This is a genomic window from Pseudomonas iranensis (assembly GCF_014268585.2).
Classification (GTDB): domain Bacteria; phylum Pseudomonadota; class Gammaproteobacteria; order Pseudomonadales; family Pseudomonadaceae; genus Aquipseudomonas; species Aquipseudomonas iranensis.
The window spans coordinates 365183-382560 of the sequence record NZ_CP077092.1 but is presented as its reverse complement, the minus strand read 5'-3'; the positions used below and the strand labels follow the sequence as shown (position 1 = coordinate 382560).

Sequence of the window (17378 nt, the reverse complement as noted above, 5' to 3'; positions counted from 1 at the left end):
AACAGTTGAAAGGGATAACTCAGTTCATCCCAGGCAGCTGGACCTTGGGCTTCACGTCGTTCTGCACAACGGATGCCAACGGCGCGACCACTCCCTGGCTTTTGAGCAATTGGCCCATGGTCGCCTTGATTCGGTACTGAGTAAATAACTGAATGTTCTTGATTTCCGCCAGACGCCGCGAGGCGGTGAACAGCTCGTTTTCGCTGTCGAGCAAATCCAGCAGGGTGCGTTCGCCGAGGCTGAATTGACGCTGGTAGGCAGTACGCACCGAAGTGCTGCGATCGACGTATTGCTGAGCGATCGGCACCTGAGCGTTGGCGTTGTTCAGGGCGTTCCAGGCCAGGCCGAGCTCTTCGTTCAACTGACGCAGGGCGTTGTTACGGATGTCCAGCGCCTGGTTGGCCAGGTACGACTTGGATTCCAGATCGGCCTTGTTGCTGCCACCGGAATACAGGTTGAAGCGCATGCGCAGCATGGCCTGCCATTCGTTGTTGTGGCCGTTCTGGCCGTCGATATCGTTATCGGCGGTACGGCCCAGTTCCGCGTCGAAGCGCGGGTAAAAGGTCGATTTGGCGGTAGCGAACTGCTTCTCGGCAGCGGCGATGTCCGACTCGGCGGAACGCAGGATCGGGCTGTTTTCCAGCATCTGCGCGCGGGCTTCATTGAGGTTGGCCGGCATCATCGCCATGAACGGCGCCGGGCGCTCGAGCTGGTCGGGCATCTGGCCGACGGCGCTGAGGAAGTTGGTTTCCGCGTCGGCGAGGTTGGTCTGTTCGGTGATCAGATTGTTGCGGGCCTGGGCCATACGGGCTTCGGCCTGATCAAGGTCGGCACCGCTGCCGACACCGCGCTGGGTGCGCAGCTGGATCTGATCGTAGATGCGCTGGTGGCTCTTGAGGTTTTGCTCGGCCAGACGGACGAATTCGCGACGGGTCAGCACGTCCAGATACACCTGGGCGACGGTCAGCGCAGTACGCTCGGAAGTGCCCAGCAACGAGTAAGCGCGGGAGCTGACGTTGGCTTGTTGACGCGCAACTTCGTTGGACGTCGCGAAACCGTCAAAAACCATTTGCGAGAGACGTAAACTTGACTCGCTGCGGTTCAACGTCTCCCAGTGATTGCTTCCACCGTTCGCTCGAGTGGTCACACTGTCAGTGCCTTCACGGCCATAACCGCCGAGCAGATCGACCTTGGGCAGGTACCCCCCTTTCGCAGCCTTTAACTGATAATCCGCCGCCAACCGACTGTTGACCCCCGCCTGAATCTCCGGATGGACATCCAGCGCCTGTTGCATGGCTTCTGGTAAGGATTGTGCTTGTACAAAAGAGGCGGCGAGAGCGAAGGGAGCGGCAAAGAGCAAAAGCGAACGCATGGTTGGAATTTTCCCGGAACTTCTTGTCTTGAATCACAGCAGAAACGTGGCGCTGCGTCGGATGATGGCAACCCGAAAGACCGTATGTCGGAAAGTTCAAAACAGGAACTGGATGACAGGCTGAAGGACAGGTCGCCGCGGAAATATCAATGTGACATTAGTGGGGCGATTGTTTAGGATGGCTCCCAGAAGGTCAATAGTTTGGCATAAAGTTAATCGCGATAATTTATAGCCATATTTTTGACGGAAATACAGCGTCAATAAGTTATCCATCTATAGAAAGTACGTCCAGACTGAAGTGGCGCCGACGCCCGTCAGGTCCATGGAAGTCAACTGAATGTGACACCCCGGAGAGTCTTCAATGAGCAGTGTTGTTGCCGTCGTCAAAAGCATTGTCGGTCAGGTTTTCGTGGTGTCCCCAGAGGGCGTGCGTCGCGTACTCGTTGAAGGCGATCGCCTGTATGTCGGCGACCAGATCGATACCGGTCTGTCCGGCGCGGTGTCGCTGGAACTGGCCGATGGCCGCATGCTCGATCTGGGTCGCGACACCCAGTGGAGCGCCAGCTCGCCTGACTCCAGCACTGACCTGGCCGAAGCCACCGCGCAGGCTGCGCCTTCTGTAGAAGAACTGCAGCAAGCCATTGCCGCCGGTGTCGACCCGACCACCGCACTTGAATCCACCGCGGCCGGCCCGACCGCCGCAGGTACCGGTGGTGCTGCCGGTGGCGGTCACAGCTTCGTCATGCTCGACGCCACCGCAGGCCGCGTCGATCCGACCATTGGCTTTCCGACGGCGGGCATCAATTCTGCCGGGCAAGTCGCGCAGGACACCACCGGCGGCCTGACCACCGACACCACCACCAACGCGCTGCGTGACTCGACCCTGAGCCTCAGCGCCACGCCGACCATCACCGAAGCCGGCGGCGTGCTGGTGTACACCGCGACCCTGACCCAGGCGCCGCTGACCGACCTGACCATCACCCTGTCCAATGGCGCAGTGATCGTTATCCCGGCCGGCGCCACCACCGGCACCGTCAACGTGCCGCTGGCGCCGAACGACACGGTCTACAACGACCCGACCCAGATCGACGTGACCGTCACCGGCACCAGCGGCGGCAACGGCATCACCGTGACCCCGTCAACTATCCCGGCGACCACGCAGGTCACCGACACCGTCGATACCACTACCGTCACGCTGACGGCTGGTTCGAGCGTGACCGAAGGCGGTCAGATTACCTATACGGCGACTTTGACCAACCCGGCGCAAACTCCGGTAACCGTCACGCTGTCGAACGGCTCAACCATTACCATTGGCGCTGGCCAGACTACCGGCACCGTCAACGTGCCGACCCCAGCCAATGACGTTTACAACAATGGCAGCACCGTTACGACCACGATCACCGGCGCTACCGGTGGCAATTTCGAAAATCTGGTGCCGAATCCGACGCCAGCAGTAACTACGATCACCGACTCGGTCGATAACACTGGCCTGACCCTGACCGCGACCAACAATATTGTTGAAGGCGGTCAGATCACCTACACCGCGACGTTGACCAACCCGGCGCAAACCCCGGTGACCGTCACTCTGTCGAACGGCTCGACCATCACCATTGCGGCTGGCGAAACCGTGGGCACCGTCAACGTGCCGACTGCGGCCAACGACGTGTACAACAATGGCAGCACCGTCAGCACCACGATCACTGGCGCAACTGGCGGCAATTTCGAAAACCTGGTCCCGAACACCACGCCTGCCGTTACCACGATCACTGATTCGGTCGACAACACCGGGCTGACCCTGACCGCGACCAACAACATTGTTGAAGGCGGCCAGATCACTTACACCGCGACGTTGACCAACCCGGCACAAACCCCGGTAACCGTCACGCTGTCCAACGGCTCGACCATCACCATTGCTGCTGGCGAAACCGTAGGCACCGTCAACGTGCCGACTGCGGCCAATGACGTTTACAACAATGGCAGCACCCTCAGCACCACGATCACTGGCGCTACCGGCGGCAACTTCGAAAACCTGGTGCCGAACCCGACGCCAGCCGTTACCACCATTACCGACTCGGTCGACAACACCGGCCTGACCCTGACCGCGACCAACAACATCGTCGAAGGCGGCCAGATCACTTACACCGCGACCTTGACCAACCCGGCGCAAACCCCGGTTACCGTCACCCTGTCGAACGGCTCGACCATCACCATTGCGGCTGGCGAAACCGTAGGCACCGTCAACGTGCCGACTGCGGCCAATGACGTTTACAACAATGGCAGCACCGTCAGCACCACGATCACTGGCGCTACCGGTGGCAACTTCGAAAACCTGGTGCCAAACACCACGCCAGCCGTTACCACGATCACTGATTCGGTTGATAACACCGGTCTGACGTTGACCGCGACCAACAACATCGTTGAAGGCGGTCAGATCACTTACACCGCGACCCTGACCAATCCGGCACAAACCCCGGTTACCGTCACCCTGTCGAACGGTTCGACCATCACCATTGCTGCGGGCGAGACCGTTGGCACCGTGAACGTGCCGACTGCGGCCAATGACGTTTACAACAATGGCAGCACCGTCAGCACGACCATCACTGGCGCTACCGGCGGCAACTTTGAAAACCTGGTGCCAAACACCACACCTGCCGTGACCACCATCACCGACTCGGTTGATGACACTGGCCTGAGCCTCAGCGCCACCGGCTCTGTGGCCGAGGGTGGCCAGATCACCTACACCGCCACGCTGACGAATCCGGCCGGCACCCCGGTAACCGTGACCCTGAGCAACGGCTCGGTGATCACCATTGATGCCGGCAAAACCACAGGCACCGTTACCGTTCCAGCGCCGGCCGATGACGCCTACAAAGACGCCGGCCAGGTCGAAGTCAGCATCAAGGACGCCACCGGCGGCAACTTTGAAAATCTGGTGCCGAACATTACGCCTGCTGTGACCGAAATCACTGACACCGTCGATACCTCGACGGTGAAACTGACCGCAGACAACTCGGTTGCGGAAGGCGGCACCGTGACTTACACCGCCACCGTCGGCGCGCCAGTCACCGGCTCGCCTGTCGTCGTGACGTTGGCCAACGGCCAGAACATCACCATTGCCGTCGGCCAGACCACTGGCTCCATCACCTACACTGCACCGAACGATGCCTTGACCGGCAACGCTCCGCTGACCAACTCGATCACTGGCGTAAGCGGCGGCAATTACGAAAACCTGGTGGCGGACAACACTCCAGTTTCGACCACCGTCACCGACGTGGCCGACACCACCAATCTGTCGCTGAGTGCGACCGCTTCCGTGGCTGAAGGCGGCCAGATCACTTACACCGCCACCTTGACCAATGCTGCTGGCTCGCCAGTGACCGTGACCTTGTCGAACGGCGCCGCCATCACCATCAAGGCAGGTGAAACCAGCGGTAATGTGACCTTCCCGGCTCCGTCCGACGACGTCTACAAAGACTCAGGCTCCGTGCAGGCCACCATCACCAGCGCCACCGGCGGCAACTTCGAGAACCTCGTTCCGAGCACCACGCCAGCGGTCACTCAAGTCACCGACACCATCGACACCTCGACGGTCAAATTGACCACCGACACCTCGGTCGCGGAAGGCGGCACCGTCACCTACACCGCCACTGTCGGCGCACCCGTCACCGGCTCGCCTGTTGTCGTGACCCTGGCCAACGGCCAGAGCATCACCATCGCCGTGGGCCAGACCACCGGCAGCGTCACCGCCCCGGTATCGAATGACGTGCAGATCGGTCACGCACCACTGACCAACTCGATCACCAACGTCAGCGGCGGCAACTACGAGAATCTGGTGGCCGACAAGACCCCGGTCAGCACCACTGTGACCGACACCGTCGACACCACCAGCGTCGCGCTGACTGCCACCGGCAACGTCAACGAAGGCGGGCAGATCACCTACACCGCGACGCTGAGCAACCCGGCCGGTACGCCGGTCACGGTTAACCTGAGCAACGGTTCGGTCATCACAATTGAAGCCGGCAAGACCACCGGCACCGTGACCGTTCCGGCACCTGCCGATGACGTCTACAAAGACGCCGGCAAAGTCGAAGTCACCATCAAGGACGCCACCGGCGGCAACTTCGAAAATCTGGTGCCGAGCACTACGCCTGCGGTGACCAACGTTGCCGACACGGTCAACACCACGCACCTGACCCTCAGCGCAGAAAGCTATGTGCTCGAAGGCTCTTCGATCACTTACACCGCCACGCTGACCAACGCCGCGCAGACGCCGGTGACCGTCAACCTGAGCAATGGCCAGACCATCACCATCGAAGCCGGCAAGACCAGCGGTTCGGTGACGATTGCCGCACCGAGCGATGACGTCTACAAGGACGTCAGCAAGCTCACCGTAACCATGACCGACGCCAGCGGCGGCAACTTCGAGAAACTCGACGTCAGCAAGACCCCGGTCAGCACCACGGTCAACGACACCGTCGACACAACCGCACTGACCCTCACCGCCAGCGATACCGTCAGCGAAGGTGGCCAGATCACCTACACCGCGACCCTGAGCAACCCGGCCGGCACTGCGATGACCGTGACCCTGGCCAACGGCGCGGTGATCAACATCGCTGCCGGTGCTACCAGCGGTTCGGTGAATTTCCCGGCGCCCGCCAATACGCCGTACATCGATGGCAGCAACGTGCGGACGGCGATCGCCAGCCACAGCGGCGGCAATTTCGAGCGCGTCGATGCCGATCGTTCGGCTGTGGTGACCAAAGTCACCGACGCCGTTGACACCACCGACATCAGCCTGAGCGCCACCGGCAGCGTTGCCGAGGGCGGCTCGATCGTCTACACGGCGACCCTGAGCAATCCGGCCGGCACCGCCATGAGCGTGACCCTGAGCAACGGCGCGGTGATCAACATTGCCAAGGGTGCGAGCACTGGCACTGCGACCGTCGCTGCGCCTGGCGATGACGTGTACAAGCACGCCGGCAAGGTCGATGCGAGCATCACCAAGACCAGCGGCGGCAACTTTGAAAACCTGGTGATCGACAAGACGCCTGCGGTAACTGATGTCACCGACACCATCGACAACAGCACGGTTTCGCTGACCGCCAGCGCCAGCGCGATAGAAGGCGGCGTGGTTGTCTACACCGCGTCCGTGACCGCCCCGGTCACTGGTTCGCCAGTGCTGGTGACTTTGTCCAACGGCCAGACCATCACCATTCCGGTCGGCGCCAGCAGCGCCAGCGTCAACTTCACCGCGCCGAACGATGCACAGGCCGGCGGCAACACCCTGAGCGTGAAAATCGACGGCGCCAGTGGTGGCAATTACGAAAATCTCGTCGCCGACCAAACCCCGGCGGTGACCTCGGTAACCGACGTTGCCGACACCACCAACCTGTCGCTGTCCGCGACCGGCTCCGTGGCCGAGGGCGGTTCGATTGTCTACACCGCGACCCTGAGCAACCCGGCCGGTACCCCCGTGACCGTGAATCTGAGCAACGGCGCAGTGATCACCATCGAGGCCGGCAAAACCAGCGGCACCGTCACCGTTACGGCACCTGCCGATGACGTCTATAAAGACGCTGGCAAAGTTGAAGTCACGATCAAGGACGCCACTGGCGGCAACTTTGAAAACCTGGTGCCAAGCACCACGCCAGCGGTTACCGATGTCACCGACACCGTCGACACCTCGACGGTCAAACTGACCGCCACCGAAACCGCAGCCGAAGGTGGCACCGTCACCTACACCGCCACCGTCGGCGCGCCGGTCACCGGCTCGCCTGTGGTCGTGACCCTGGCCAATGGTCAGAACATCACTATCGAAGTCGGCAAGACCAGCGGCAGCGTGAGCACCACCGCGCCGAACGACGTACTCGCCGGCCACGCGCCGCTGACCAACTCGATCACCAACGTCAGCGGCGGCAACTTCGAAAACCTCGTTGCCGACCAGACCCCGGTCAGCACCACAGTGACCGACACCGTCGACACCACCAACCTGTCGCTCAGCGCGACCGGCGCGGTGAACGAAGGCGGCCAGATTACCTACACCGCAACCCTGAGCAACGCCGCCGGCACACCGGTCACCGTGACCCTGTCGAACGGTGCGACCATCCTCATCGAGGCCGGCAAGACCACCGGCACCGTGACTGTCGATGCTCCAAAAGACGACGTCTACAAAGACGCCGGCAGCGTTGAAGCGACCATCCAGAGCGCAACCGGCGGCAACTTCGAAAACCTCGTCACCAGCACAGCGCCAGCGGTGACGACGGTCAACGACACCATCGACACCACCACCGTGTCGCTGAGCGCCACTGCGAACGTCGCTGAAGGCGAAACCGTGGTCTACACCGCCACGGTGGGCGCGCCAGTGACCGGTTCGCCGGTCACCGTCAGCCTGTCCAACGGCCAGACCATCACCATCGCCGTTGGCGAAACCACCGGCAGCGTCAACTACGTCGCGCCGAACAGCCCGCTGGCGGGCGGCAGCTCGTTGAGCGTGACCATTGATGGCGCCACGGGTGGCAATTACGAAAAACTGGTGGTCGACGGCAAGTCCGCAGACACCGTGGTTTCCGACACCACCGACACCACCAACCTGAACCTGAGCGCCAGCGATTCGGTAGCCGAAGGCGGCCAGATCACTTACACCGCAACGCTGACCAACCCGGCCGGCACACCGGTGACCGTGACCCTGTCGAACGGCGCCACGATCACTATTGATGCAGGCAAAACCACCGGCACCGTGACCGTCGACGCACCGAAAGATGACGTCTATAAAGATGCCGGCAAAGTCGAAGTGACCATCGAGGGTGCGACCGGCGGCAACTTCGAGAACCTGGTGCCAAGCGCGGTTCCAGCGGTGACCAATGTCACCGATACCATCGACACTTCGACCGTCAAACTGACTGCCGATACTTCGGTGGCTGAAGGCGGCACTGTCACCTACACCGCCACCGTCGGCGCTCCGGTTACCGGTTCGCCTGTCGTCGTGACTTTGGCCAACGGCCAGACAATCACCATCGGCGTCGGTCAGACCACTGGCACTGCAACCGCTGTTGCTGCGAACGATGCGCTGACCGGGAATGCTCCGATTACCAACTCGATCACTGGCGTAACTGGCGGCAATTTCGAAGATCTGGTGGCGGACAAAACTCCGGTCTCGACTTCTGTCACCGACGTTACCGACACTACAAATCTGTCCTTGAGCGCCACCAACTCTGTTGCCGAAGGTGGCCAGATCACCTACACCGCGACCTTGACCAACGCCGCTGGCTCGCCAGTGACGGTGACCTTGTCGAACGGCGCTTTGATCACCATCAAGGCTGGCGAAACCACCGGCACTGCAACCGTTGCGGCACCATCTGATGACGTCTACAAAGATGCCGGCTCTGTTCAGGCCACGATCACCAGTGCCACCGGTGGTAACTTCGAAAACCTCGTTCCGAGCACTGCTCCGGCCGTGACGACAGTCACCGACACCATTGACACTTCGACCGTCAAACTGACCGCCGATACGTCGGTAGCCGAAGGCGGCACTGTGACTTACACCGCCACCGTCGGAGCGCCGGTAACCGGTTCGCCTGTTGTCGTGACGTTGGCGAACGGTCAGACCATCACCATTGGCGTCGGCCAGACTACTGGCACTGCAACTGCTGTTGCTGCGAACGATGCGTTGGCCGGTAATGCTCCGATCACCAATTCGATCACTGGCGTGACCGGCGGCAACTTCGAAGATCTGGTTGCCGACAAAACTCCGGTCTCGACCACTGTTACGGATGTCAACGACACCACCAATCTGTCGCTCAGCGCCAGCAATTCGGTGGCTGAAGGTGGCCAGATCACTTACACCGCGACATTGACCAACGCCGCTGGCTCGCCAGTGACCGTGACCCTGTCGAACGGCGCTGTGATCACCATCAAGGCTGGCGAAACCACCGGCAATGTGACCGTTCCGGCACCGTCCGATGACGTTTACAAAGACGCCGGCTCTGTGCAGGCGACGATCACCAGCGCTACCGGCGGTAACTTCGAGAATCTCGTTCCGAGCACTACGCCTGCGATCACTCAGGTCACCGACACCATCGACACGTCGACCGTCAAACTGACCGCCGATACGTCGGTAGCCGAAGGCGGCACCGTGACTTACACCGCCACCGTTGGTGCGCCAGTTACTGGTTCGCCTGTTGTGGTAACTCTGGCCAACGGCCAGACCATCACCATCGGCGTCGGTCAGACCACTGGCACTGCAACCGCTGTTGCTCCGAACGATGCACTGACTGGCAACGCCCCGATCACCAACTCGATCACTGGCGTAACTGGCGGCAATTTCGAAGATCTGGTGGCGGACAAAACTCCGGTTTCAACTTCCGTCACCGACGTTGCCGACACTACAAATCTGTCGCTCAGCGCCAGCAATTCGGTGGCTGAAGGTGGCCAGATTACGTACACCGCAACCCTGACCAACGCCGCTGGCTCGCCAGTGACCGTGACCCTGTCGAACGGCGCCGTGATCACCATCAAAGCAGGCGAAACCACCGGCACCGCGACCGTTCCGGCACCTTCTGATGACGTCTACAAAGACGCCGGCTCTGTGCAGGCGACGATCACGAGCGCTGCCGGTGGCAATTTCGAGAATCTCGTTCCGAGCACAGCTCCGGCCGTGACGACTGTCACCGACACCATCGACACCTCGACCGTCAAACTGACCGCCGATACGTCGGTCGCTGAAGGCGGCACCGTGACTTACACCGCCACGGTTGGTGCGCCAGTGACTGGCTCGCCTGTGGTTGTGACCCTGGCCAACGGTCAGACCATCACCATCGGCGTCGGCCAGACTACTGGCACTGCAACTGCTGTTGCTGCGAACGATGCGCTGACCGGCAACGCGCCGATCACCAATTCGATCACTGGCGTGAGCGGTGGCAATTTCGAAGATCTGGTTGCAGACAAAACTCCGGTTTCGACTTCTGTCACAGACGTTGCCGACACCACTAACCTGTCGCTGAGTGCGACCGGTTCTGTGGCCGAAGGTGGTTCGATTGTTTACACCGCTACACTGACCAATGCCGCTGGCTCGCCAGTAACCGTGACCTTGTCGAACGGCGCCGTGATCACCATCAAGGCAGGCGAAACAACCGGCACCGCAACCGTTCCTGCCCCGTCCGACGACGTCTACAAAGACGCCGGCTCTGTGCAGGCAACGATCACCAGCGCTACCGGTGGCAATTTCGAGAACCTGATACCGAGCACTGCTCCAGCGGTGACAACAGTCACCGACACCATCGATACCTCGACCGTCAAACTGACCGCCGATACTTCGGTGGCTGAAGGCGGCACCGTGACTTACACCGCCACGGTTGGTGCGCCAGTGACTGGCTCGCCTGTGGTTGTGACCCTGGCCAACGGTCAGACCATCACCATCGGCGTCGGCCAGACTACTGGCACTGCAACTGCTGTTGCTGCGAACGATGCGCTGACCGGCAACGCGCCGATCACCAATTCGATCACTGGCGTGAGCGGTGGCAATTTCGAAGATCTGGTTGCAGACAAAACTCCGGTTTCGACTTCTGTCACAGACGTTGCCGACACCACTAACCTGTCGCTGAGTGCGACCGGTTCTGTGGCCGAAGGTGGTTCGATTGTTTACACCGCTACACTGACCAATGCCGCTGGCTCGCCAGTAACCGTGACCTTGTCGAACGGCGCCGTGATCACCATCAAGGCAGGCGAAACAACCGGCACCGCAACCGTTCCTGCCCCGTCCGACGACGTCTACAAAGACGCCGGCTCTGTGCAGGCAACGATCACCAGCGCTACCGGTGGCAATTTCGAGAACCTGATACCGAGCACTGCTCCAGCGGTGACAACAGTCACCGACACCATCGATACCTCGACCGTCAAACTGACCGCCGATACTTCGGTGGCTGAAGGCGGCACCGTGACTTACACCGCCACGGTTGGTGCGCCAGTGACTGGCTCGCCTGTGGTTGTGACCCTGGCCAACGGTCAGACCATCACCATCGGCGTCGGCCAGACTACTGGCACTGCAACTGCTGTTGCTGCGAACGATGCGCTGACCGGCAACGCGCCGATCACCAATTCGATCACTGGCGTGAGCGGTGGCAATTTCGAAGATCTGGTTGCAGACAAAACTCCGGTTTCGACTTCTGTCACAGACGTTGCCGACACCACTAACCTGTCGCTGAGTGCGACCGGTTCTGTGGCCGAAGGTGGTTCGATTGTTTACACCGCTACACTGACCAATGCCGCTGGCTCGCCAGTAACCGTGACCTTGTCGAACGGCGCCGTGATCACCATCAAGGCAGGCGAAACAACCGGCACCGCAACCGTTCCTGCCCCGTCCGACGACGTCTACAAAGACGCCGGCTCTGTGCAGGCAACGATCACCAGCGCTACCGGTGGCAATTTCGAGAACCTGATACCGAGCACTGCTCCAGCGGTGACAACAGTCACCGACACCATCGATACCTCGACCGTCAAACTGACCGCCGATACTTCGGTGGCTGAAGGCGGCACCGTGACTTACACCGCCACGGTTGGTGCGCCAGTGACTGGCTCGCCTGTGGTTGTGACCCTGGCCAACGGTCAGACCATCACCATCGGAGTCGGCCAGACTGCTGGCACCGCAACCGCTGTCGCTTCGAACGATGCACTGACCGGCAACGCTCCGATCACCAACTCGATCACTGGCGTGAGCGGTGGCAATTTCGAAGATCTGGTGGCGGACAAAACTCCGGTTTCGACTTCCGTCACCGACGTTGCCGACACTACAAATCTGTCGTTGAGCGCCACCAACTCTGTTGCCGAAGGTGGCCAGATCACCTACACCGCGACATTGACCAATGCTGCTGGCTCACCAGTGACCGTGACCCTGTCGAACGGCGCTGTGATCACCATCAAGGCTGGCGAAACCACCGGCAATGTGACCGTTCCGGCACCTTCCGATGACGTCTATAAAGACTCCGGTTCCGTGCAAGCCACGATCAAAACCGCGACCGGTGGTAACTTCGAAAACCTGGTACCAAGCACCTCGCCAGCAGTCACCAGCGTCACCGATACCATCGACACCACCACCGTAAAACTGAGCGCAACCGCCACAGCGGCAGAAGGCGGCAACGTCGTCTACACCGGAACCGTCGGCGCGCCAGTCGCCGGTTCGCCAGTGGTGGTCACTCTGGCCAACGGCCAGAACATCACCATCGCGGTCGGCCAGACCACCGGCACCGTAACCGCCGTCGCACCGAACGATGCGCTGACCGGCAACGCTCCGCTGACCAACTCGATCACCAACGTCAGCGGCGGCAACTTCGAAAATCTCGTCGCCGACAAGACTCCGGTCAGCACCACCGTGACCGACACCGTCGACACCACCAACCTGTCGCTCAGCGCGACCGGTTCGGTAGCAGAAGGTGGCCAGATTACGTACACCGCGACATTGACCAACGCCGCAGGCTCGCCTGTGACCGTCACCTTGTCGAACGGCGCCGTGATCACCATCGACGCCGGCAAGACCACCGGCACCGTGAACGTTCCAGCGCCAGCTGACGACGTCTACAAAGACGCCGGCACCGTGCAGGCGACCATCAGCAGCGCCACCGGTGGCAACTTCGAAAAACTGGTACCGAGCACCACGCCAGCGGTGACCAGCGTCACCGACACCGTCGACACCACCACCGTCAGCATCACTGGCAGCAGCTCGGTGACCGAAGGCCAGACCGCCAGCTACACCGTCAGCCTCAATCACCCGGCGCAGACCGAAGTGACCCTGAAAATCGTCTACAGCGGCACTGCTGCCGACGGTTCGGACTTCACCGGCGTGTACACCGTGAAGATCCCGGCGGGCGCCAGCAGCGCGCAGTTCAACGTCGCCACCCTCGATGACAAGATCACCGAAGGCACCGAGAACTTCGTGGTCAAGATCGATTCGGCTACCGGCGGCAACTTCGAGAACCTCGCAGTCAGCAGCACCAATGGCAGCGTCAGTACCTCGATCATCGACAACGACGCACCACCGGTGCTCGATCTGGACGCCAACAACTCCAGCGGAGCGACCGGTGCCGATTACAAAGTGACGTTCACCGAGAACACCCCGGGCGCCGGCGTATCGATCGCTGACACCGACATCAGCATCACCGACCCGGACAGCACGATGCTGACCGGTGCCACCGTGGTGCTGACCAACCGTCAGGATGGCGATGCGCTGAATCTGGGCAACAGCGTCAACGGCATCACCATCAATGCCAACAGCACCAATGGCACGGTGACCCTGACCCTCTCGGGTAACGCGACCCTGGCCGACTACATGCAGGCCATCAAGAACATCAGCTTCACCAACAGCAGCGAAAACCCGAGCACCGTGCCGCGCATCATCACCGTGACGGTGACCGATGGCGGCAACTACTCGAACACCGCGACGACCACGGTCAACGTGGTGGCGGTCAACGATGCACCGGTCGCTGCGCCGAGCAATGTCACCGGCACCGAAGATACGCCGCTGGTACTCGGCTGGTCGACCTTCGGCGTCAGCGATGTCGACAGCCCGGCGAGCAGCCTCGGTATCAAGATCACGCAGCTGCCGGGCGAGGGCAAACTGCAGTATCTGGACGGCTCGACCTGGAAGGATGTGGCCAACAACCAGACCTTCAGCAAGGCCGACATCGACGCCGGCAAGCTGCGCTTCCTGCCGGATGCCAACGAGTCGGGCACCAACGGTTACGGCGGCACCGGTCTGGGCAACAAGCAGGCGGACTACGCGCAGATCAAGTTCCAGCCTACCGATGGCCAGGCGCTGGGCAGCACCGGCACAGTGAAGATCGACATCACGCCAGTGGCGGATGCGCCGACCGTGGCCGTGGCCGATAACAGCGTTAAATCCACTGGCCTGATCAAGGAAGTCTGGACCGGTCTGTCGGGTCTGGGCACTGACGGCAGCGGAGCGAATTCGACCACCCTGAAAAACGTCATCGACGCCGCCGGCAAACCGAACTCCAGCGGCAATGTCACCAACGTGCAGTCTGACGGCAGTGTCGCCGCCGGTACGGCGTCGAAGACCTCTGGCCTGATCTACCTGGAAGCCGGCAAGACCTACAGCTTCAGCGGCGTGGCCGATGACAGCCTGCTGATCACCATCGGTGGCAAGAACGTGGCGTCGGGTACCTGGGGCGCGGGCGGTGCGATCAACGGTTCGTTCACCCCGACCACCAGCGGTTATTACACCCTCGACATCTATCACCACAACCAGAGCGGCCCGGGCAGCTACGACGTCAATCTCTCGGTAAACGGCAGCACGCCGATCGATCTGAGCAACGCCGGCGTGCCGATCTACACCGGTGTGCAGGATCTGATCAACTCGGGCGTGACCGTCTCCGATCTGCACGGCACCAACGGCGAAGGTTATTACGACGGCTACAAGCTCAACACCGGCGCCGAAGGCACCACGGTGAAACTGTCGGCGATCAGCACCGCGCTGACCGACACCGACGGCTCGGAAACCCTGACTGTGAAGATCAGCGGTGCACCGGTCGGTTCGGTGCTCAGCGATGGCGCGGGTCATACCTTCACCGTTACCGCGAGCAATGGCGAAGCCAACGTCACCGGCTGGAACCTCGGCTCTCTTACCGTGACTCCGCCGACCTACTACAACGGCCAGTTCAACCTGACCGTGACCTCGACGTCCACCGAACAGGTCGGCGGTTCGGCAAGCAGCAGCGCGACCATTCCGGTCACCGTGGTGCCTGCGGTGTACAACGCGGTCACCGCCACCTCGGGTGATGACAACGTCACCGGCACCGACGCCAACGACATCATCGTCGCCGACATCGGCGGGCTGACCGTTGTGCCGGGCACCAACTACAACATCGCGTTCATGGTCGACAGCTCGGGCAGCATGAGCACCTCGTCGCTGAACGCCGCAAAAGACTCGCTGACCTCGGTGTTCAACAGCCTCAAGCAAAGCCTGGGCGGCAGCAACTCGGGTACGGTGAACATCTTCCTGGTGGACTTCGATACCCAGGTCAACAAGTCGGTGTCGGTGAATCTCAACGACCCGAATGCGCTGACATTGCTCAAAGTAGTGCTGAACTCGATGGGCTCCGGCGGCGGTACCAACTACGAGGACGTGTTCAAGACCACGGCCAACTGGTTCCAGAGTGCCGATGCGGTCGCCAACACCGGGGCGAAGAACCTCACGTACTTCATCACCGACGGCCAGCCGACCTACTACCAGACCGGCGAGCAGACCAACCCGACGCTGTATGGCAACGTGAAACTCGACAGCGTGGTGAACACCAGCAACTACAAGCAGGGCGACACGTTCAGCACCTACATCGACAACTCGCACTACCTGACCATCAACAGTGCCGGCAGCGTTGTGCTGCAAACCTACAACTCGTGGTGGGGCTGGAGCAGCGAGACCCTGGGCACGATTCATGCGCAGGGCGACGGTACTTATGAATTGTCGAACCTCGCGGGTACCGGCAACAGCACCAACTCGTCGACGACCAGCAACTCGACCAGCGGCTTTGCCTTGTTGAGCGGGTTGTCGAGCGTCGAAGCCATTGGTCTGAACAACGACGTCAGCCTCAACGACCTCAAGCCGTACGACTCGGACAAAACGCCGCAAACCAACATCGATCCGAAGGACCTGGCCAACTCGATCATCGGCCATACCGAAGCGACGATGCCGGGTAACGACACCGTCAACGGTGGCGAAGGCAACGACATCCTGTTCGGCGATCTGGTCAGCTTCAACGGCATTGCCGGCGAGGGTTACCAGGCGATGCAGGCGTTCGTCGCCAAGGAAACCGGCGTTGATGTCAGCAAAGTCAGCACCAGTAATGTGCACCAGTACATCACCGAGCACTATCAGGCGTTCGATGTATCCGGCGCGCACGATGGCAACGACACGCTGCTCGGTGGCGCAGGCAATGACATCCTGTTCGGCTCGGGCGGCACCGACCTGCTCGACGGCGGCAAAGGCAATGACATCCTGCTCGGCGGCACTGGCAACGACACGCTGATCGGCGGTCAGGGCAACGACATCCTCATCGGCGGTTCCGGTGGCGACACCTTCGTCTGGAAATCGGGCGACACCGGTAACGACGTGATCAAGGACTTCAAAGCCAGCGAAGGCGACCGCATCGACCTGCGCGACCTGTTGCAGGGCGAGACCGGCAGCACGATCGACAACTTCCTGAAAATCACCACAGTGGATGGCACGTCGTCGCTGCAAGTCAGCTCGGCGGGCAAATTCAACTCGGGCGATGCCGCTGCGGCCACGCCGGACGTGACGATCAAACTGGAAGGCAACAACTGGGCGAGCGCCAACCTGCACAATCTGATTGCCGGCAGCGACCCGACCATCAAGGTCGATCACAACAACAGCTGAGGCTGAAACAACGACGGCCGCCTCCTGTGGGGCGGCCGTCGCGTTTGCGGGCAATGCAGCGGTGACGATTTCATCGTCGCCCCGCATACTGGCGCGCAGTTGGCTATGCTGCTGACAGCATGACGCTGTTCATTTGTGAGGGATGCTCAATGTTTTACGTGCAACGCGATGCGCAAGGCCAGTTGATTCGCGTGGAAGCTGCGGCGTACGCCGAGGCCACGGAAACGCTGCCCGCCGATAACCATGAAATCCAGGCGTGGTACGCCAACGAAGCCGTGGAAAACAGCCTCAAACAGCTCAAGCAGAGCGACTTTGAAATGATTCGGGTACTCGACGACCTGATTCAGGTGCTGACCCAGAAAGGCGTGATCCGCGTCACCGACCTGCCAGCGGCGGCCCAGGCCAAACTGATGGACCGCACCCAGGCGCGTGAAGCGCTGGGCGGGCTGAGCCAGTTGATCGATGAGGATGAGGGTGGGTTGATCTGATCCTGGATCTTCACCGACTGAACTGGCCCTTTCGCGAGCAGGCTCGCTCCCACAATGATCGTTCCCACGCTCCGCGTGGGAATGCATCAAGGGACGCTCCGCGTTCCGACCGCAACTC

3 protein-coding genes are annotated in these 17378 nt (G+C 61.2%); 2 read left to right on the top strand and 1 reads right to left on the bottom strand.

Translation table 11 applies throughout. The features are described from left to right. Positions 1–19 precede the first annotated feature (19 nt). Complete coding sequence (locus tag HU724_RS01685) at positions 20–1372, bottom strand: TolC family outer membrane protein (protein WP_186568435.1); 1353 nt, start codon at positions 1370–1372, stop codon at positions 20–22. A gap of 361 nt (positions 1373–1733) precedes the next feature. Here HU724_RS01685 and HU724_RS01680 point away from each other — a divergent pair, with 361 nt between their 5' ends. After that, a complete protein-coding gene (locus HU724_RS01680; RefSeq protein ID WP_217847180.1) occupies positions 1734–16772 on the top strand; it encodes a retention module-containing protein in 15039 nt (5012 codons plus the stop codon). Positions 16773–16921: 149 nt separating this feature from the next. Next, entirely contained in the window at positions 16922–17260 is a 339-nt protein-coding gene (locus tag HU724_RS01675) for a hypothetical protein (RefSeq protein WP_016772279.1), read from the top strand. The last annotated feature ends 118 nt before the right edge of the window (positions 17261–17378 follow it).

Coding starts and splice junctions, on each gene's coding strand:
- HU724_RS01675 (WP_016772279.1), top strand. CDS start 16,922: ATGTTTTACGTGCAACGCGATGCGCAAGGCCAGTTGATTCGCGTGGAA.
- HU724_RS01685 (WP_186568435.1), bottom strand. CDS start 1,372: ATGCGTTCGCTTTTGCTCTTTGCCGCTCCCTTCGCTCTCGCCGCCTCT.
- HU724_RS01680 (WP_217847180.1), top strand. CDS start 1,734: ATGAGCAGTGTTGTTGCCGTCGTCAAAAGCATTGTCGGTCAGGTTTTC.